Annotated in this window: 28 protein-coding genes; 3 read left to right on the top strand and 25 right to left on the bottom strand. The window is 30.8% G+C overall.

The annotated features are described in order from the left end of the window. Positions 1-8 precede the first annotated feature (8 nt). A complete protein-coding gene (locus tag EO766_RS12175; protein WP_287101159.1) occupies positions 9-593 on the top strand; it encodes a hypothetical protein in 585 nt (194 codons plus the stop codon). Between the two features lie 30 nt (positions 594-623). Then, positions 624-1,883, top strand: a complete 1,260-nt coding sequence (locus EO766_RS12170; protein WP_287101158.1) for a hypothetical protein — start codon at positions 624-626, stop codon at positions 1,881-1,883. A 196-nt stretch (positions 1,884-2,079) separates the two neighbouring features. Here EO766_RS12170 and EO766_RS12165 read toward each other — a convergent pair whose 3' ends face one another. The 21 genes from EO766_RS12165 to EO766_RS12065 form a co-directional block, all read right to left on the bottom strand. Then, on the bottom strand, positions 2,080-3,477 hold the full coding sequence (locus EO766_RS12165) for a DUF723 domain-containing protein (RefSeq protein WP_287101251.1): 1,398 nt from the start codon (positions 3,475-3,477) through the stop codon (positions 2,080-2,082). Continuing rightward, the gene (locus EO766_RS12160) at positions 3,477-4,088 is read right to left on the bottom strand and encodes a 3'-5' exonuclease (RefSeq protein WP_287101157.1); all 612 of its coding nucleotides are present in this window, start codon (positions 4,086-4,088) and stop codon (positions 3,477-3,479) included. The genes EO766_RS12165 and EO766_RS12160 overlap by 1 nt, the downstream gene beginning before the upstream one ends. Then, positions 4,088-4,348, bottom strand: coding sequence for a hypothetical protein (locus tag EO766_RS12155; protein WP_287101156.1), 261 nt, complete (start codon positions 4,346-4,348; stop codon positions 4,088-4,090). Before EO766_RS12155 ends, EO766_RS12160 begins: the two co-directional genes overlap by 1 nt. Positions 4,349-4,384: 36 nt before the next feature. After that, positions 4,385-5,113 (bottom strand): dCTP deaminase domain-containing protein, encoded by a 729-nt coding sequence (locus EO766_RS12150; protein WP_287101154.1) that lies wholly within the window; start codon positions 5,111-5,113, stop codon positions 4,385-4,387. An 88-nt stretch (positions 5,114-5,201) separates the two neighbouring features. Beyond that, on the bottom strand, positions 5,202-6,050 hold the full coding sequence (locus EO766_RS12145) for a hypothetical protein (protein ID WP_287101151.1): 849 nt from the start codon (positions 6,048-6,050) through the stop codon (positions 5,202-5,204). Between the two features lie 114 nt (positions 6,051-6,164). Next, positions 6,165-6,926, bottom strand: a complete 762-nt coding sequence (locus tag EO766_RS12140; RefSeq protein WP_287101150.1) for a hypothetical protein — start codon at positions 6,924-6,926, stop codon at positions 6,165-6,167. A 214-nt stretch (positions 6,927-7,140) separates the two neighbouring features. Continuing rightward, a complete protein-coding gene (locus tag EO766_RS12135) occupies positions 7,141-7,542 on the bottom strand; it encodes a hypothetical protein (RefSeq protein WP_287101149.1) in 402 nt (133 codons plus the stop codon). A gap of 3 nt (positions 7,543-7,545) precedes the next feature. Further along, entirely contained in the window at positions 7,546-7,848 is a 303-nt protein-coding gene (locus EO766_RS12130; RefSeq protein WP_287101148.1) for an HNH endonuclease, read from the bottom strand. Beyond that, positions 7,806-8,732: a DUF723 domain-containing protein gene (locus EO766_RS12125; RefSeq protein ID WP_287101146.1), complete on the bottom strand. Its 927-nt coding sequence runs from the start codon at positions 8,730-8,732 to the stop codon at positions 7,806-7,808. The genes EO766_RS12130 and EO766_RS12125 overlap by 43 nt, the downstream gene beginning before the upstream one ends. A 77-nt stretch (positions 8,733-8,809) precedes the next feature. After that, the gene (locus EO766_RS12120) at positions 8,810-9,004 is read right to left on the bottom strand and encodes a hypothetical protein (protein ID WP_287101145.1); all 195 of its coding nucleotides are present in this window, start codon (positions 9,002-9,004) and stop codon (positions 8,810-8,812) included. A 205-nt stretch (positions 9,005-9,209) separates the two neighbouring features. Next, positions 9,210-9,923: an RNA ligase family protein gene (locus tag EO766_RS12115; protein ID WP_287101144.1), complete on the bottom strand. Its 714-nt coding sequence runs from the start codon at positions 9,921-9,923 to the stop codon at positions 9,210-9,212. Beyond that, on the bottom strand, positions 9,904-10,692 hold the full coding sequence (locus tag EO766_RS12110; RefSeq protein ID WP_287101142.1) for a putative endonuclease domain-containing protein: 789 nt from the start codon (positions 10,690-10,692) through the stop codon (positions 9,904-9,906). The genes EO766_RS12115 and EO766_RS12110 overlap by 20 nt, the downstream gene beginning before the upstream one ends. Before the next feature lie 46 nt (positions 10,693-10,738). Continuing rightward, positions 10,739-11,608, bottom strand: a complete 870-nt coding sequence (locus EO766_RS12105; RefSeq protein WP_287101141.1) for a hypothetical protein — start codon at positions 11,606-11,608, stop codon at positions 10,739-10,741. A 298-nt stretch (positions 11,609-11,906) separates the two neighbouring features. After that, positions 11,907-13,442, bottom strand: a complete 1,536-nt coding sequence (locus tag EO766_RS12100) for a TROVE domain-containing protein (RefSeq protein WP_287101139.1) — start codon at positions 13,440-13,442, stop codon at positions 11,907-11,909. A gap of 36 nt (positions 13,443-13,478) precedes the next feature. After that, a complete protein-coding gene (locus EO766_RS12095; protein WP_287101138.1) occupies positions 13,479-13,937 on the bottom strand; it encodes a cupin domain-containing protein in 459 nt (152 codons plus the stop codon). A gap of 144 nt (positions 13,938-14,081) precedes the next feature. Next, positions 14,082-14,351 carry a hypothetical protein gene (locus tag EO766_RS12090; RefSeq protein ID WP_287101136.1) on the bottom strand — a complete coding sequence of 90 codons (270 nt, stop codon included), beginning with the start codon at positions 14,349-14,351 and terminating at the stop codon, positions 14,082-14,084. Beyond that, on the bottom strand, positions 14,351-14,575 hold the full coding sequence (locus EO766_RS12085) for a hypothetical protein (protein WP_287101135.1): 225 nt from the start codon (positions 14,573-14,575) through the stop codon (positions 14,351-14,353). Before EO766_RS12085 ends, EO766_RS12090 begins: the two co-directional genes overlap by 1 nt. 57 nt (positions 14,576-14,632) lie before the next feature. Further along, positions 14,633-15,283 carry a hypothetical protein gene (locus EO766_RS12080; protein WP_287101134.1) on the bottom strand — a complete coding sequence of 217 codons (651 nt, stop codon included), beginning with the start codon at positions 15,281-15,283 and terminating at the stop codon, positions 14,633-14,635. Positions 15,284-15,359: 76 nt separating this feature from the next. Next, positions 15,360-16,481 (bottom strand): hypothetical protein, encoded by a 1,122-nt coding sequence (locus EO766_RS12075; RefSeq protein ID WP_287101132.1) that lies wholly within the window; start codon positions 16,479-16,481, stop codon positions 15,360-15,362. A 125-nt stretch (positions 16,482-16,606) separates the two neighbouring features. Continuing rightward, entirely contained in the window at positions 16,607-17,089 is a 483-nt protein-coding gene (ybiA, locus tag EO766_RS12070; RefSeq protein ID WP_287101131.1) for a riboflavin biosynthesis intermediates N-glycosidase, read from the bottom strand. Between the two features lie 113 nt (positions 17,090-17,202). Beyond that, positions 17,203-17,427: an adenylyl-sulfate kinase gene (locus EO766_RS12065; RefSeq protein WP_287101130.1), complete on the bottom strand. Its 225-nt coding sequence runs from the start codon at positions 17,425-17,427 to the stop codon at positions 17,203-17,205. A gap of 381 nt (positions 17,428-17,808) precedes the next feature. Here EO766_RS12065 and EO766_RS12060 point away from each other — a divergent pair, with 381 nt between their 5' ends. Further along, positions 17,809-18,351 (top strand): GIY-YIG nuclease family protein, encoded by a 543-nt coding sequence (locus EO766_RS12060; protein ID WP_287101128.1) that lies wholly within the window; start codon positions 17,809-17,811, stop codon positions 18,349-18,351. Here the strand turns inward: EO766_RS12060 and pth2 are convergent. Genes pth2 through EO766_RS12040 form a run of 4 tightly spaced genes read right to left on the bottom strand, consistent with a single transcriptional unit; the run spans position 18,326 to position 20,218 of the window. Continuing rightward, on the bottom strand, positions 18,326-18,721 hold the full coding sequence (pth2, locus tag EO766_RS12055; protein ID WP_287101127.1) for an aminoacyl-tRNA hydrolase: 396 nt from the start codon (positions 18,719-18,721) through the stop codon (positions 18,326-18,328). The genes EO766_RS12060 and pth2 overlap by 26 nt on opposite strands. A gap of 3 nt (positions 18,722-18,724) precedes the next feature. Beyond that, the gene (locus EO766_RS12050) at positions 18,725-19,687 is read right to left on the bottom strand and encodes a MazG-like family protein (RefSeq protein ID WP_287101126.1); all 963 of its coding nucleotides are present in this window, start codon (positions 19,685-19,687) and stop codon (positions 18,725-18,727) included. 14 nt (positions 19,688-19,701) lie between these two features. Next, the gene (locus tag EO766_RS12045; RefSeq protein WP_287101124.1) at positions 19,702-19,950 is read right to left on the bottom strand and encodes a hypothetical protein; all 249 of its coding nucleotides are present in this window, start codon (positions 19,948-19,950) and stop codon (positions 19,702-19,704) included. Beyond that, positions 19,925-20,218, bottom strand: coding sequence for a hypothetical protein (locus EO766_RS12040; protein ID WP_287101123.1), 294 nt, complete (start codon positions 20,216-20,218; stop codon positions 19,925-19,927). The genes EO766_RS12045 and EO766_RS12040 overlap by 26 nt, the downstream gene beginning before the upstream one ends. Positions 20,219-20,449 lie beyond the last annotated feature (231 nt).

Genomic DNA, 20,449 nt, shown 5'->3' with positions numbered 1-20,449 from the left:
GGATAAATATGTCACAATATTCTATTTTACCACAACAAAATTTAGTTGTATCTCATGGTAAAGCAGTAACTATACAAATGTCAACAAGAAAAAATCTTGATAATATTCATGCTATTCAAATTTTGAATAATACTGTTGATATTGAATATTTAGATGGAACACCAAATAAAACTGATGCTTTAGTATCAGATTTTCAAGATTTAATCGATGAGACAGAAAATGCATTATTAGATCCAACTGTTAGATTAACAGTTGATGAATATAAACAAGTTGTATTACATAATATTTCATTATCATTTAATACTGAATTAAGTAATGGATATACAACTAAAGGAATTAAAATGAATGCTCGTATTTTTGATATTCAACAATTAATAACAGCACAAACACTTGCCATTAAATTATTCAATACCACTATGAATATTGTTGATTATAATAATGTTATACATAATGATATTCCTGTTGGAGTTGTTGATGAAATAATTACTGAATTAGGTCAACATTATCAAACTTGTTTTGATAAAAAGCAACAATTACGTTCTTTAGTATATGCTGCTAAACGTAAACAAGATTTAGATACCATTATATGGTAATAACAAATATTATATATTAGGAGACCAATAATGTCATTTTTCACTTACCATATTAAATATTCAAGTTTCGGTGAACTTGGTGCTAAAACAAATATTACCTTAAAACCAACTGATGTTGATAATTCTACATCATTACAATTACCAGGTCAAGGTAAAACAAATTATGGAGAATTCTATAATCAGAACATTTTAGCATTAATGGAACACTTTGCTAAATCTACACCTCCAGCAAGACCAACAACTGGTCAAATTTGGTATCAACCTTATATAATAGTTCCAGCAACGAATCCACCTAATATACCAAACCCAACTTGTGGACAAACGTATACACCACCAGGAGGAGATTGTTCATATATTGATCCGTATTGTGATTTAACATATGTTGATAATACATATTTGGAATCATTAACTTGTATACCAACTAATATTAACATTAGTGATACCAATACAATGGTATATGATTGTACTACACATCAATGGATGCAACGAAAATATGTTCATAAAGTAAGATATTATACCAACTCTGTTATGAACCAAGATCCTGATTATCCTGGATGGACTTTATTACAACACAAATATACTCAACCACCACAAGATCCTAAATGTGGTGATACATATTTCAATTCTGTTGATAGTAATATGTATTTTTGGAATTGTGCTGTAACACCAAACAAATGGGACATTTTAGGTACAAACGCGTTTGTAAAATTAAATGGCTCAAGCCCAGCAATGACTGGTGTTCTTCATTTAACTACAACTACAGCTATAGATGCTGCTACAAGTAATGCTGCAGTATCAAAAGCTTGGGCAGTTCGTAAAGCTGGTGATACAACAACAGGCCCAATCGTATTAATATCTAAAACTGATATTGATAATGCTGGTTCTACTAATACTGCTGTATCAAAAGCTTGGGCTGTTCGCAAAGATGGTGATACAATGGGTGGTCCTCTTTTATTATCTGGACCAGCTGCAGTTGGAAATGGTGCGGTAACATTGAGTCAAATGACAGGTATAACTGATCCATTAACAACATCTGTTAACACAGCCCTTAATCAAGTTGTACCTATTGGAGGTATTATTATGTGGTCTGGATCAACTGTTCCAACTGGATGGCATATATGTGATGGAACAAATGGTACACCAAATTTAATAGATAGATTTATTGTAGGTTCTGGAGGAATACATCCTGTTGGAAGTAATGGAGCAGGAAGTACTGTAGCAGTAACAAGTACACCACCTACTGCCACACTACCACCATTTTATGCATTGGCTTTTATAATGAAAATGTAATTACCATTGATTCATTGGACAAGTTGATTTTTTCAACTTGGTTTTGGCTGGAAGAAAACATCCACAAATAGTGCAGATGTTTAATTTTGGATTACGAACTTCACATTTTTTACATATCTCGAATCTTGAGTTTGCTTCTTGTTTAGAGACAAACTCAAGATTTCCTTTAAGGATGTCTTTAAATACATCAATTATATTATAATTCATAGGGAAATACTATCCATTGTTTGGGGTGTTCTCTTACAAAGAACACATTATCAGGATTTTCATCACCAAAAACTACTATGGGATGAATGGTAGCTTTTTTAAATTTATGTTGCATACTTTTTATTACTTTATTCATTGTTATTCCTGAACTGATTAGATCATCAATTATAAAGATAGGAATAGAAGTGTCAGTATGGGTAATGTCAAATCGTACTGTGGAATCGTTACCATCATATCTTTGATATGATACAACTCCATATTCACATATCTTATCAAAGTGATAAGAGACAGGAACAGAAAACAATATTCCTCCTCTAGCTATACCATATACAGCAAACTTATCATATCCAAACCCTTTTATATATTGTATAATATGTACAACATCCCTTGATAACATATCATAAGTATAATGATATCTATTAGACGGATCTTTAGTACCTAACCATTTTTCCAATAATGCATCAGGATGTTTAGTTGTGTATGGTATTCTTATTAACTCAATATTATTATCGTTACAATATTTATTTTTAATATCATCGTTTTGTTGTTGTATATATAATCTATTGTTTTGTTGTTCATCCGACTCAATATATCCCGCATATCGAATAGGATAAAAATGATGAGGCCCATCATATTCTATACATAAATTTAATGATGGTACATAAATATCAAATCGCAGTTTTCTACCTAAATTACTAACACAATCAGGAAAAGTTTTTTCCAATGAAAAATTATAATTATGTCTTTCTAAAACATTCATTAATTTTTTAATAGGTACATTCGATACACATTTTGGACACCCTGAACCAGATAGATGTACTTGTGGTTGTTGAAAGAATTCTCCATGTTTTGGACATTTAATTGATACGTTTGTTGTAGCACTAACATATTCAACTTGCTCATAGTTATATTTGAACTCGTGAACTTGATTACTTTTGTAAATAAAATCCGTTTTATTACTTCTATTTGCTTGACTTATATAGTCAATCTTACAATGATTACATCCCCTTCCTTGAAGATGTGAATCAGCTAATTGAGAAAATACCCCATGTTTAGGACAAATTATATCGATCTTATCCTTCATTTTAAATTGAGAAGGAATCAAATTATATCCATAGTAATGTCCATGAATCTGAATACATCTATCAATAAACACGCGTCTTGATTCTTGTTCGGTTACTCTAAGTTTATGCTTACAATTAATACATCTTTTTCCGTCGTTGGATTTTAAATATAGAAACGGAGTAGTAACAAACGATTCTGCACATTCACTACATTTAAAAGTTAACAGAGATCTGGTGTTAGAATAATCATTATACTCTGATAATAATAAATCACCAGCTACTTCTTGTAAATGTTGAAACCCTTGATATCTACTCCCCATCATCAATCTCCAAAACAGGTATTTGCTATTAATCTTGTTGTTTGAAATACTTTTAATGCACTTCTTGCATCATCTAATGCATTATGATCTTTTCTAGGAGGTAATCCTATAGTTTCAAATAGATCATCAGAATTGTGTGTACCATATACACCAAATCCTATAGAATTAGTATCCAATCTTTTATTTCCGAATTTAACTTCTAGTCCTTCTGATCTAAGATCACTTTTCAAGAAAGCTAAATCAAAATGAGGATTATGTCCTAATATATGAACAGGTGAAAAAGGTCCCCAATGATCAATAATTAAATTACCAATATGTTCAACAGCTTCTGATCTTGTAATACCATTTTCTGCCAAATATTGTTTTGATAATCCATGTATCTTTTCTGCTTGAGGTGACCAAATACTTTTTCCATCCCATTTGATTTCTAAATACAATTCATCAATTGGGTTGAGGGTTGTAGCATCTACTACAATCAATCCCCATGATACGGCTTGACAATATTCGCCTGTATCTCGATTAAATGATGGATCATCACCGTTACAAATTCCACTAGTTTCACAATCTAATGCTAATAATCTAGTTATATAACCTCTTGGTGTTGACTTACTCATTATAGGAACTCACTATTAGTATTAAGCAAAGGTCCCATTCCAGTTTCAGTTCTACGAGGATTGCTTTGAATTTGTTTATATCCAGGTTCTACGTGTGGTTGAAATTGTTGTTCTAATGTAGCTTCCAATTCAGGAATTGCATTTTGAATACCAACTTTCCATGTCTTTTCAAAAACTTCTGGATCTTCTTTAGATGGATCTGTTTTTAAGTATGCTATTACATATTGTAATAATGCTGTATTAATAGGTACTGTTTTCATAAAATTTCCTTATTTTGATTTTTTGTTAGTTGGTTTTTATTTTTTTGATTGAAAGTATTCCAAATCTGCCAATTCACTACCAGGAAGTGTTTCTACTAATGTTCCTTTCATCTCATCTTTAGGTGGAAGAGTAAAATCAATTACTTCAACATCATCACTAGATGGTTTGTTAGATGATAAATCAACTAATCCTTCACGGATAATATCATTCTCTATCACTTCTTGATCAATATTTGACCAATGTTGGCCTTGATTTTGATTATATGTTCCATTATATAATAAACCAGAATCTTCTGATTTAACAAATACTAATTGTGCAACTCTTGTATGTGGTGCAATAAAAGCATTAGGACCATCATTATGAATTACAAAACCAATATTATTACTAAAACCTTGATCATATAATCCACTTGTTACCCATAATCCATTACGATTAAGAGTTGATCTAACAATTAAGAATGCTGCTACTCCAGCTGGTACTGTAACAAAGAAATCAGACATTATATCAGTACTACCAGTATGAAGAGTAAAAAATGGTTCATCTGATATTGAAAAATATGAATGCATATTTTGTCTTTCAGTACTGCGCATTTGTTTAGATGTTTCGGATAAACAAAATCTAGTTTGTAATCCTAGTGTGTAAGCATGATCTAATGTTATATCAATGGCATTTGGTTGAATACATTTTTGTTTAAACTCTTCATCCATCCATTCTGGAAATTTAATCCAACCTTCTTGGATTGCGTGTAACGGATTTATATACATTTATTATCTCCTTATAATTATCGTATATCCATATAAATTTATTATAAGAGAATATTTTACTATTCCCTTATAATAATTACAACTCTTACTACAAATGTTTTTTGGGATTTTCAAAAATATCTAATGTAGTTCTAATATTATATTCAATTGCTTCGTGAATATGAGGTTTTTTATAGTGAGGAATTTTTGGTTCATTAAAATCAACCTCCCTCATATATTTCTTTTGGATACCAGCATAGTCCGTATTAGTAATATCATATCTGAAACCATTGATACCAAACCATACGGGATTACTACTATCACAACTATCTAGTGATCCTGTTATCAACAAACTAGGAAGCTCCACATTTGGTGCAGCATTCAAACCCAAATAATGATGATATTTATGACTTGCAAACATACCCTTTGATCTTAACAATTCCGTCATTACAACCCTAGCATATGATTTTGGAACATGTGGTAATGCATTTGGGATACCTAATATCGACATTCCAATCATATCAACAAGTTCATTACCTGCAGCCCAATTATAAGCATTAATCCAATCAGTAGTATTACCTATATTAGATTGTGGTACAAACATAGTATAAAATCCTGCATTTTGTATCATTGGCGCCCATTTAATGGCAGCATCAATAGTTAATTGCGAACTTTGTCCAGGATAATCTGGTAATACAATTGCTTTTGCCCCACATTTACGACCCAATTCAATTAATTTAGCAGGTTCATAACTTTCACCTAATTCAAATGCTCCATTGTCCATAATAATAAAATCACCATGCTCTGAAACATTTTTATACCAAGATGCATATTTACTATCTGTATCAACTAAATGTGCTAACGCAAGATGTGTATCACTCAAAACTGCATATGAACTTAGATATGCGGTTGGAGCGATAATACAAAAAGATGGATGAACTGGTCGCTGTAAAGTCATTAAAATACTCCATTAAAAAATATTATTATACACTAATAATAAAATAATATCAACAGAGAATATTTAGGATAAAGAAAAAGGGCCGATTGGCCCTTTTGTTGATTGTTTATTAGTTTAACTAATATCTTGAACAATTATTTCTTCAACTGGTTCGCCTTGTTTCATAACTGTTAGTACAGCACCTTCTTGTGTTCGATGTGTAACTTCTGCCTGAGCTCCATGTCTACGCAACTTGTTTATTAATTCACGCAACACTTCACTCATATCACTAGCATCAATTTCTACATCCATTGCTCCAGGAATTTTTACAAAAAACCTATGACCCCCCATAGTAGCAGATTGTTCTGTTAATTGATACATAGGATTATAATCTATTCCTTCACCATAAACTGCATCAGATGCTCTCCAAGAACCTTTTGGACCTCTTGCCTTATGTAATGCATTTACTCCATACCCAAGTAATTCAGTATATTGTTTCCATGCACCCTTTTGATCAGGATTCGGTCTTCTGATGTTGGAAATATGGAATGCCGTATTAACAAGTTCAGCAGCATTCATCCAATTTTGGTTTAAATCACGAGCACCTTGATTAATTAATTTTTGAAGTTCTGATATAACCATATCAGGTAATACAGTCATCTTGTCTAATAGTTTAATATCAGATGCTTCATTAATAAGAAATTCGGAAAAAGTACATGATTCGGCAATAGCTGGACTCCAATATAATTTACCAGTTCCAGTACTACGTACATTAAATTTATGAAATTTGGCTTTACGTTTCTTTCCAAAATCCGTATTTGTATACTGACTTGGAATTTTTCCAGTCATGTTTTTTGATTTACGAGATAATTCATTTTCTTTTGCAGGTCCTGACATGCAAGTACTCCAGATATATATTAAGTATTTATCTGTTTTAAACTAATCTCTGTCCCTATTAATTAATCTTGTTAGATTATTAACTTGGAGTTCTAGATTTCTGTTCTTTGCATTAATGGAAGATATTGATTTGGCTTGTTGAGCTATATGTTTATTCAATGTGTTAATCACTTTTTCAAGTGTTGCTATCTTTTTTGTTAAAACATCAATATCATTAGCAGCCATTATTATCTCCAATATCAATAAATATATCCATATTTACTGGTTTATTTAAATCTTTTTGAATTTGTTGGAAGATATTATATTCTGCATGAGATGGATCAGCAAATTCTGTTTCGTCAAAATTAGATTTAACTAATAATCCTGTCTTCCAAACAGTTATAGTTCGTTTATAAAAATCGGTTTGTTTTGTATCATTGTCTGTTATATCATATGTCTGATATCTAGTTCCACGAGCAATCTTAACAAGAATTCGTTTTCGTTTTTTAACAAATTCAGTTACAAATCCATATCTTAACCAAATATCTGATCCAGCTCTACCTGGATAATAAACAAAATCACCAACTTTAATATTAACTCCATTCATTCCTTTGCATGAATCTATATTTGGTTGCATTATTCAGTTTCTCCTTTTACTGTGTCTTTGTTTTGTATCATCATTCTTATCATAAAAATCAGGATGTTTATTTTTAACCCAATTAATGAATTTTTGTATTTCTTCATGCTCAACAATTCGTTCAACCGTATGATAAGTATGCACCAAAGATTTGTTATCAAACGTAGCATGAATTTTATTATGGCATATATCATGAATAAGTATAGTTTGTGTACCCTTAAACTCTTTTGGAATTAAGTGGTGTTCACTGATTCTAACATTTCCTAACAATCTTCCACAGATTTGACAATATTGTTTTGTATCCATTCTTGTTCCCATATACTAATAACATTATATCCCACATTTTTTAATCTATTTTCATAGTCTAACGTTTGCTGATATAATTCTCCGAAAGTTTTTCCATTACGTTTATTAACATCCAATGAATTATATATATTAGGGTTACCATGCCAATAATCTCCATGAAATAAATAGATCGTATTTGTATTCTTATCAAATCCATCTACTATATGGAGTATGTTATCTATCCATAATCGAACTTGTCTATTATCCTTATTATTTGGAATATCCATATCATTCAACCAAAGATCTTGCATTCTATTATACTTACACATCCTACAACCAATCCTATAATGATCTATAGGAGTAATATGTTGATAACCATGAAATATACAAGTTATGGTAAGTGGAGTATCAACAGTTATGTATTCTGTAACTTCATATGTAAATAGACTTGGAAATAGTTGTGAAGATTTTTTGATAAAATCTTCTGTTGTACTACGATGACTCTCTCGTGCACATTTTGGACATCCTGTTCCGTTGATTATATGGGCATATGCATATTTAAATAAAAACTTTCCATGAACAACACATACTAAAGATGCTGGTTGTATAAATCCTGTATATTCTAGATAATCGTAGTTATGTTTAGTACCATGTACTTTAACAGCTCGATTGATAAATTCATCTCTAGATATTGATTTCTTGTTTGCTTGCTTCTTATGTCCACACAATTTACAACCACTTTTTCTTTCTATATGTTGTCTTGGTTTTTGAAGAAATTCCCCATGTGAGGGACATATTATAATAGATTTAGTATCCCAATTTACATAATTAAAATTTGAATAATCATATTTGTTTTCATGTATAATATTTGAACGTCGTACAAATTCATCTTTTGATAGTGCCATCTTAATATTCAAGTAGTATTAATTATATTTATGAACGAATGAAAAGTATGAGCACAACATATATGATCATTGGACAATTATTTGTTTGATTTATCTTGTTGTTTACTTTCAAATAATGCACCAGCACAAAAAACATATACCAGTATCATAATTAATAGATTAACCCCAAACATCATTAATATTAATACAATCGGAATGGGTAAAAATAACATTGCCCAATCATGTTTAACAATTCTTCTCATGTCACATCTCCATAACCAATTTAATCCCATATATAATATTTAGTACTAAAAAGACAGGTCTTCCATATTTCCAAGAATATTCTTCTATAATGAAATCTGGTAATGGTCTAGTTTTATCGTACCATTTTGGTATCATGATACCAGTTATTAAAGCTGATATCATAATTATCAAAATCTCAATTATACAAAAAAACCACTAAAAATTTAAGTGAATCCATTGGATTTTACTTCCCTTTTAATTAAATTCAGTAGCATTGGGATTTTTTCTTGTCAAATATTTTTCAGATACAGATTTCAATACTAATCTGCCAATTTCTGGAACATATCGTTCAGGAATAACATTCATTACAATACCTTCTCTTAAATGAACTTCATGACCAGATACTGTTTCCTTCCCATCTGTAAAATCTAACATTACTCGAACACTAAATGGTCCTCTGTATAAAACAGGAACATGTAAGAAACCAAACTTATCACATACTTCTATAACAGCATCCATATTCATATAATATCCATGACTAGGCATTCCGATATAGATATCAAATACTCTAAGTTGTGGTTCACAAAAACCATATCTTAAATCTTGAATAGGTCCAAATACTTCACCAAGAACATAAACAGGAGTATTTTCCAAATCAGATGATTCGTGTATCCAATCAGCTAATGCTTGGATTTTGTCTTTGACAGTCCAAAACATTTTTAGATAGACATTGTTTTTGTTGTTTTCATTGAACTTAAATGCCAATCCTTGTTCACTTAAACCTTTTGATGTTACAACAAATTTTCCCTCATCAATTTCAGGATGATCTAATTCTGGAACAATACCCATAGCACACCAAGTATTGTGAACAACTATACCCTCTGCAATATAATTATTTTCGCCACCATCTATTTCTAGATCACATAAGTCAAATGATTCTTCTATATATTCAACTTTTACACATTTCATTTTGTATCCTCTTTATATATTTTTGTTTATCAATATTCCATCCATGTTCCCAAATTAATATCACCCGATAACCTAATCGATATAAAGCTGATAATCTAATTCTATCCCGATCCCATTGTTGTTGGACAGTCCTACTAATCCATGAGCAATATTGAGTTGGATCTTTAAATTTTATAGGATTGCAATGGAAAGTATCACCATAAAATTCAATAACTATATTAGTATTTTTAATTAAACCATCCACAATAAACCCATTAATATAATGTTCTCTGTCTATTTGAATATTTTCCAGTTCTATTATATCTAAACAATTATCACAGGCTTTTGATCTACCATTATTTTTAAATACTTTACGATAATGTGTTTCTTTTTCGTCAGGAGTTAAATTATCGTGAAAATGTTTTGATATTAATCTCCGTTTTTCGCAATACCTATCATAATACTCTGAACCAGCATTATCTATAAACAATTGTTGTTTTTGTCTTAATTCTAAGCCAGATATAGTAACTGCAGCCCTCATTTTCTTTCCATGGTTACTTCTTTGTTCAGGCGTCAGCAATGCATGTTTGTTGGAAGCAGCTTTACTTTTTGCTTGAGTAATTTGTTCCCAGCGTTCAGGATTAGTTTCTTTTATAGCTTTATATTGTTTTCTGGATTCTATTCTAGAACATTTATTACATCTAAATGGTTGTTTTCGTTGTTTAAATCTCCAATGTGGTAATATCTCAATATTACCACAATCAGTACAGTTATATTCTTGATTTGCCATAAATCAACCTTTATTATAATTTTTATAGTTATTTATGGCACTTTGTCTAAAATGGGCTCTCAATATCTTCACCGTTGGTAATATCTTTCGCTTCAACATATTCTTGACGGTCTTTGGAAAAAATTGGATGATCCTCTGTTATTTTAATTGTTCGTCCATTTTCCATTGTTAATTTTACCCATCTCTTTTTTTCGATATTTTCTCGTCTGGACCGTCCAGTAATAAGTTTTGATTGATATTGATGTGATGCAATATCAAACGATAAAACATGAGTATAATTTTGGTTAGAAATTATTTCTTCAATTTCTATCTCTTCACCATTAGGTAACATAATATTAGTATCAGGAGATACACATCCATGAATCTTTTCTGTGAATATTACTTCTTCACCATGATTAATAAGAGTAGGATATTTTTTGTAGTTCTCAATATCAAACTTCAATGTATATCCAATCAAATTACATACTTCACCAGCCATATGTGTTGGAATAGGTGGTTCATATTTTGTAACACCAAGAATTTCAGATACATCTTCGTCCAATTTGAAATATCCAGTGTATTGTTCTTCTGGGGTATGTGGTAATTTATACCAACCTTCTTTACATTCTACAATTGGTAGAACAATACCCAAAGAAAATGCATCTCTAAGACGAATAGCTTTAACCCTATTGCCTTTTGATCCAGCTAACATACCAATATCTTTGTTTTCATTCCAATATCCATAATATTTTAGGATATCATCCGGTACTACTGCATTCTCACCAATATATGCAACAAGATCACCTGTTTGGAATCGACCTTTTGCAATAACTACTTGCCATCCTTCTGGTGATCCAATATTTCCAAGATCTAAACGATCAGCATTGGGATGATCTTTAATAAAAATTGGATAAACTTTAACTTCAAAACTAGCCATTTTTTTCTCCTATGTGTTGACTGTTAAATACACACTAAAATTCATTCCGAATATGACTCTAACTCGTTCTCCAGGTTTGAGCATACCATTTTCTTCGTTAGAAGAATATGTTATCGAATATGGTAAATCTGATGATTCCTTTTGTGCAAATATAAGGATATCTTTATATGATAATGTTGTATTTGATATCTTATTATAACAAACACCATTTACATATATCGTTTGATATGTTGGGGTATGTTTCATTTTTTAATTCCTTACATAAAAAAGGAGGCCGAAGCCTCCTTTATCGGTTTGATTAACGAATCGATTTATATGGACCAGATAATGTATCTGTTACCGAATCTTTGTTACGAATCGCAGGGATCCATTTAAACATTGCAGATGACCAACCAGCCAATGAGTACCAACCGTCAGATTGAATCATTGGGGTTGTTGGTGTGCTGTTTAAATTGATAGCCAATTTAACAATGTTGTGTTGATTCGAAAACTCATGCATTTCACGATATGGGAAATCATTGATTTCACCATCGGTCAATACAATAATAGTATCTGGTTTAAAACCTAATTTGCTACGTTGACTCAAAGCAGCACGGAAATTAGTTGAACCTGCAATGCTACCAGTACGATGTCTCAACAATTCTTGTTGAATACTCATAACAGAATTATTAGTATCCACACCATTCAAAGTTTTTGCATCACTACCAAATAAGGTAACTGCCAAATTATCGACCAAATCACTAGATTTAATCAATCCAGCTGCCAATAATGTTGCATTAGTAATTGGTAATGCAGTATCGTTACCCATTGAACCAGAGTAATCGATAATGATCCAGATGTTGTTACCCAATTTAGGGATATTAGTACAACTGACATCGATTGCTTTGGATATTGCTGTTGCCAATTTAGTATCCAATGGTTTAACAATTCGATATGCCTCAACAAAATCGAATGGTAATTGTTTGGATTTCGCTACTTGAACTGGATCAGCAATAAATTGTGCAACTTTTGTTGAAACTGCAGAATCAACTTTTGCTTCTACAATGTTACGTAGATTACGAAGTTGAGCCATATAACCAACTTTACCTGAATTAATCAAGTTAGTCCACAATTGATCTTTGGTCAATCTTTCTGCTACTGGTTTTTGACCATTAGTAGATAATTCAACTTCCCATGTGTATGGAGTTTCCAACTGATCTTTCATGATTCGATCGAAAATTTGACCTTGATCAATTGATTTAGCAGTTGGGTGAACAATTCGTAGTACATCTTTGAATTTTAAAGATGTATCACGATTGTATTTACCAAAATGGTATTCACCAAATTTGTTAAATGCATCTGCCACACCACGTTTGATAGCAGTTGGAACTTTACGTTTATCACCGAATACAGTTAATGCGTATGCATACAAATCGTTGATTTGATCTGCTCGTTGAATTACATCACATACCAATTGACGCATTTGTGGATATACTTTTCCATGTTTGCGTAATGAATTAGCAAATTGTACTACTAATACAACTGGCATGGTACGAATATTCATTTCAGTTCTAGCATGGATAGCTAGATTAGCTACGAAATCCAAAGCACCCATTTTAACTGCTTGATCAACTTCAACAATCATGTTTTTTACAAGTTGATCAGATGTTTGATAATAAGTATCTTTACCAAACAAAGTGGATACTACGATTTCATACAAATGCTGCAAAGGTTCTTTTTTAAACTGAAGATTTCCGTTAGCAGAAACTCCGATTTCCAAATTTTGTTTTGCAGCAACAGCTTGCACAGTAACTGGTTTACGTTGTGCTGGTTTGTTGAGTTTTGTTCTTTGCATTTTTGTTCTCCTTAAAAGTAAATATTTAAAATGTAATTATACATTATTTTTTGATTTTTTCAACTGGGAATTAATATCAACATCAATTGATACATATTCTTCTTGTCCAAAAAATCTGATAGCTTCAAAATCTTCTATAGCTATAAACGAATGAACCATACCACCTGGTATGATTACCCAATCTCCTGCGATTGCTTGTAACTCATACAAACAATCTTCAATATAAAATATGAATTTAACTTTACCTTGTAAAATAATTCGCTCTTCATTATCATTATGATAATGAAAGTTCATATTGATTGGTAATTCTGAAGGATGATATATATCCCATCCCTTATAACCATTATCTTTACAATAGTCATCAATTACACTGAATTCTACATCTTTACATTTTTGATATACAATATCATATTGTAATAGGATAGTATACGCATCATCTTCTCCAAATACAACTTGAATTCGTTCGTTATTCTTATATACTGTTAATTTTATCATGTTACACCATTGTAGGATTCTTTTTACCTAAATCTTTTATATCAGTTTCATCCGTAATGTATCCATATGTCCCTTTGGAATACATCAACCCTATCCTTTTCGACTTACGAATTATCTCTTCTGATACTTCCGCACTTTCTAAACCTAATCTAATCTAGCTCTTTCTACCATTGTTGATTTTACTGGAATATAACTTCCTGGTTTTACAGAAGAAATATGTTCAGTTGTATATGCCCAAATAGGTTTTGATAATGTTGGTTCTTTATTAGTTGTTTTTCTTTTTATTTTTGGTGTTGTGCCGTTAATCCAATTTTTATATTCATCCAGAGACATTGGAGGAATTCTAGCAGATTTCATACGTTTGTTGTATGCTTTCCAATCTGCAATTATTTTTTGGTCAACATTATTTTTCATTATGAGCTAATATTTAGTTTGGTAGTGTTAATACATTCTTGTAAATGATCACCAAAATTCTCATATATGTTGGATAGTTCTTCATCGGTTGGATCTGATGACATGGTCAAAGTTGTTTCAAATCCTGTAAATTCCAAAAATTCAGCCAATATTGTGGACAATAATTGGGCATGAAGATTAGTTACGCCTGAGATGGTGATATGTACTTCTTGTTTAGTAGACATTATAATTTCCTTATTAATAAAAGGAACTAGAATATTCTAGTTCCTTTTTGATATGTTTTATTTAAAATCGATATCTTTGGTATTGATATACTGATTAATGATACGATCATAAGTGATACGATATACAGATATCATTTGCTCATAAACCCAATTAACCAATTCTCTCAACGGATCAGCAACAAATAAACCAATTGCTGATACTGGCCAAAATGTAATCCAGTTAATAATTAGATCACGTTGTGCACTTGGATATAAACCATTTTTAACTCTACTCCAATCAGAAGAGGACAAATGATTTATTAGATATGATTTCCAAGCAGGATATAGTTCTTGTGGAATTTCAGATGATGGTTGAATATCCAAGTTACGTTCACGAATAAATGCGATCTTAAGTTCTTGAACTTTCTGAGCCATTGTTTTAACAAAAGATCGATATTTGACTGTTGAATAAACAGCTCCAAATAATACATAACCAAATAGAAAACCAATAGCATCCATTGGATTATGCCAAATCCAAACGAATGGATTAATATCTGTAAAGACCGCCATTAGTACAGCATATACTATCAACGATCCATAACCCCACGCAAATTCTTCAGCAGCGATTTCCAAAATTAAAGCAACAATCAAAATTGTTGATAAGATAGTAGGGATTAGCCCACTAAAAAACATTGCAGATAGCAATATTGCTGGTGCGTCAAAAAACATATAATTTCTCCGTTAAAGTTATTAAAAAAGCATATCGATTATACTTTATTTTTTAATAATTTTAACGGAGGATTTATTAAATATTTCCGTGTTCGTCTATATCTAATTCCACCAATCTATAATAATCATTTGAATTACCAAGATCATTTCCATATCTAGTACTTTTTCCATATCTTGTCATCATAGTATACATAGGACTAAAAGTAACTGGATCAACTACTGGTCCTTTTGTCATAACAGTAATATATGGACTGTATATATAACCTGTATCAGTTTCCCCTTTTCCCTTGTATCCGACCAAAAATTTAACTTTATTCGGATCATCCGTTAAAGAATTAGATAATGTACAATATACTTTGTACCTACTATTTTCTTTACCACCACAAGATGTTAAATAACCTACATATGTTAAAGCATTAGTACTTATTTGTTTTTGTGATGAGACAATTTGTAACCCTGTATTACTACTTTGTAACATTGCAACACCTAGTGGTGATGTTACAATAAAATTACCAACACCTCTACGAGTTGTTCTAGCAATATTATTAGCTTGACTATTAACACTCAATATCAATGATTGTACCTTATCACCAATCGCCATTGATGAAACATGATGAATTTCATTGTCTGATGCTAATTTTACTAGATCATACATCACTTCATTACAAATTTCTGAACTGATTTCTGCACCAATTATTAATAACAATTCTTGTTCAAGATCACCACCAAACTGTACTTTTAAATCTTCCATAGCTTCAATATTAAAACAAGATTGTAACTTACGAGTACCAGCTTGAACTGCTTGTGAAATTACTTCCAATAACATTCTTTGTTTATCATCAGACTCATATTTGAGTTGTAAAGAATATACCAGACCAACTGGAGATTTAGGTAAAGGTTGAATACCAATTATTTCTCTAATAACCATAAGATCAGTTATAACATTAGCTGTTAGTTTCAACAATTTTTCTTTTGGAAGTACATTATTTTGATTGCAATCTATATAAAAATATTGTAACTGATTTTCCATTATATGTTGAGCAATTGGTTTTTCAGTATCAGACAAATGCGATATTAATATTGTTATTAAATCCTTATCATATGTATCTTGTTCTTCTTTGTGTTTACGTTGTCGTATATCAACAACTTTAGGTCCAATTCCTAAAAAATTGAATTCTATCCAATAATCGTTGTTCAATAACAAAATTATATCCTGCCCTTAATGCATCTGTTACTTTTTGTTTAATATCCATATTAATTTTTCCTTATTAATCACCCTATTACATTTACTTATCCTAATAATGTAATAGGATAACCATTTAATTATGTGTTGCTTATTGATCTAAGATCATTTTTTAGTTTTGTTAAAACTTCACCAAGCCAATTTTTTCCTCTCCACAAATTAGGTGGAGTGATTTTAGCTTGTTCCTCACCTAATCCAATTCCCCAAACTTGATCGTATGGTGATGCTTCCACTAAGGTTGTATCATCGGTGTTCATTAGTTGTTCAAATAAAACAGCATTTTGGGAGAACTTTGCATAGTTACCTTGATATACCAAAATACGAGCAATATTATTCCAAATAATAGGGTCAAAATTTTTAACTTGTCTACCTAACTCTTTTTGTTTCTTTGGGTTAATAGTTTCAAGTATTTGTTGAGCTGTTTCTTCATCCCCAAATAATTTGGCTTTACTGTACATCATCCATTGTTCTGCACAACTAAATGTAATACCATTAATTGTAAATTGGGATGGATACCATTGACTAAAAATACCGCTCCAAAAAAATGTGTAATTTTCGTTCATACTTTTCTCCTTGTTAAAATAAGAATTATACAATAAGTAAAACTTAAAGTCAATAAAAAACCACTAATAATCTCTTAAATTATTAGTGGTTTTTGGTGTGAGAATACAAATTTTTAAGATAATCTTTTAATTTGCATTTCATTTACTGTAATGTGCATATCTGTTTGTTGTAAGTTACAAACTCGTTGTTGAATGTCCGACTCAATAACTTCTGGTATAACATCAATATTAAGATCAACATTAAAACCCTTTTGTCTCAAATATCTACCTACTAAAAAAGCAATTGTTGATTTACCTGCACCAGCTATACCACTTACAGTTACTGTAATATTCTTCATAACATACTCCTATAATAATTTCAAATGCTTGGTTAATCACTTACTGTCAATGTAACTAAAGCGGAATCAACTAATGGTGTTCCATCAATATGATGAGTATTGCTGTAATTTACTTTTACAGATGATACATATAGATTATTAATTACTGTATCACCTATGATCAAAGTTATTGGTGTTTCACATCCAATACAGGTTGATATCGATAGTTGTTTTAATTTTTCTGCTAAATTTGTCATATCCGTACTCCAAAAGAAAATATTTTACTATAAGTTACATATAAAAGTCAACAAATTCTCATAAATATTATAAAAACAAAAACCCTAAAATAGACTGCAATCTAATTAGGGTTTTCTAAACTATAATCGACAAACGAGGTCAATTATGTCTGATAATATTTATCTAATTTATAAATTCACTAGTCCAAGTGGCAAATCTTATATCGGTCAAACAAACAACTTACCTAAACGAATATCTAGTCATAGAAGTAAACATAGCAAATGTACTATTATTCATCGTGCTATCCAAAAATATGGATGGAAAAATATTACTGTTGAAATACTAGCTGAAAATTTAGCATCACATCAAGCAAACTTACTTGAAACACAATATATTCAACAATATAATACATTAGTACCGGACGGATATAATTTAAATACTGGAGGAGATGTTAGAGTTCCATCCGATTTGCTCAAACAAAAAATATCACGTGGTCGAATTGGAGTTCGATTATCAATTGATAATCGAACTCAATTATCTAATGCACATAATCATCTCAAAAAGAAAATAAATATTGATGGACAAATATTCAATTCTATGCGCGAGGTTATGAATGCCTACAATATACATAGATCAACATTACGATCTAGGTTAGATAGTAAATATTGGAATTGGAATTATGTTATAGCAAACGAAGATGAGATGTAATTGGATCTATAACGGATGGATAGTCTGGTCCTAAACATAAACAAGTTAATGTTGGTACACCATTAAATTCTGTTAATCCTGCATCTTTAATTAGTTTCACATTGATGCCAGTTTGAATTGCTTTGTTGTAAATTTCAAGCAATTCATGTTCACTATCAACAGATACACAAATTTTTGTAAATCTACCTTCTAACCACTGTCTAACAGGAGTAGGTAATTTTGTGTAATCACATAAATTGTAATTCAATATTGCACCTAATGAAGCATGTGCCAATTGGGCTGCAATTTTTCCAGTCCTAACTTTTTGACCGTTTGAATTTCTCAAATCAGCTCGCCAAACTAATACTTGTTTTGGTTCATTATTAGCCATTTGTTATTCTCCATTAATCCAAGTAGTATCATGTGATACATTAGTATCATATATAGCATATTCAATAACATGCTTTAATACTGCATTTTTTCTCAAAAATGATACATCATTTAATACTTCGATTACACGATTTACATAATTGGTAAAATCTTCTGCATTATCTATCCATATCCCACTAATTGTTGATGATCTTAATGTTAACATTTGTACTAAATCAGTTTCATTCAGTTTTTTAAATATGTTATTACTAAAATGACCTTGAATGTTTGCCCCGGATGTCTCAACCCAATCCATTAATTTGTTACGTTCTTCTTGACTAACAACAATATTGATATGACTCTCGAAATAACGATCTGTAACAATTTCATCAAATCTTGATTGTGGAACTGCTGGATGCCAAGGAACTGTTTCAATCTTTTCTCTAACAACATTAAATTCATGATGAGATAATAATTGACTTATTCTTCTCATCTCATCATATGCACCTTTATTATCTGTTATAATAACAGAAGATGTCATAACATCTTGTGCACTATGACCTAAATCTAATACTATTGGTTTAACTCCAATCATTGCACACGCATCTTTGAATTCTTGTACCCATTCACTATTAGGTAAACGAACAGTAACATGAATCTCAAATGGTAATGGAAATTTACCTTTAATACTATTTTGTTGTAATTTGTTCCACTTGAAGGTTTTCTCCTTCATCTTCTCTTCTATATCATCATTATCAAAACCTAGATCATATGCTATAGAATAGGCACACAATAATACATCAGCTACTTCCTCTAATATATTTTCTTGTGTTACAAATCGATGTGTGGTAGCAAAACCATTTTCATATGGTAATACCTTTTTGGCTAGTTCACCAAATTCTTCACCCAATTTTAAAGTTTTTTGAGTTAATGTTTTTTCGTCAGTTGTGGATAACTGTTTAATTATATCAAACAATCCTTGTTGCATATTATTTCCCTATATCATTTATTCAGTAATAACTGAGTTTTTATTTCCGTTAATGCCAAATATTCTTCAACTGGAATATCCTCGTCAGATATTAATTGATGTTTTAAATTCTCATCAAATTGTAAAAAAGTGTAGCACTTAATACAAATAGATAAATCTCCTGGTGATGGAACATGTCCATTCGTAGAAGAGGCTGCTGTTAACTCATATCCACAATGTGGACAATGATCTTCCTCTTCAAATTTCGTTGTTGTGAGTTCCATTTTGTTTTTCCTGTTCTTCTTTTTCTCGTTGTGCTTTTAATTCTGCGAATGGTATGTCATCTAAAACTGCTTCATCAATTAAACGACATACAATTCGTTTAATTGATTCTTTTCCATCACATTCATTATCAATATGAACTTTTCCATCTTCACTAACATAAAAACGATATTGTCCAAATCCTCTACCGTGTTCAGTCCAACAAATTGTAAAAGATGTATGTAAAGATTGTGTATTATCAAAACTATTTAAAAAATCCTGTAAACTCATAACTTCTCCTTAAAAAATTTATATCCCAACCAGTTATAGATATATGGATATCTTTTCGAATATCATTTTCAGGTTCTTATCCACATACTAGATAAGAATCCAATGGTCTCATGTTCTTTGTTTACATTCAACTTTTTATATATCAACTGTATAATTAGTTACACTAATAGATTTATCTTTAATACTACTAGAAACAATTGCACACATCCATTCACCAAACGGTTTAACTTC

It is taken from the genome of Hydrotalea sp. AMD, from assembly GCF_004100315.1.
Classification (GTDB): domain Bacteria; phylum Bacteroidota; class Bacteroidia; order Chitinophagales; family Chitinophagaceae; genus Hydrotalea; species Hydrotalea flava.
Note: the sequence above shows the minus strand (reverse complement) of the source record. Positions and strands in the feature narration are given on the sequence as shown.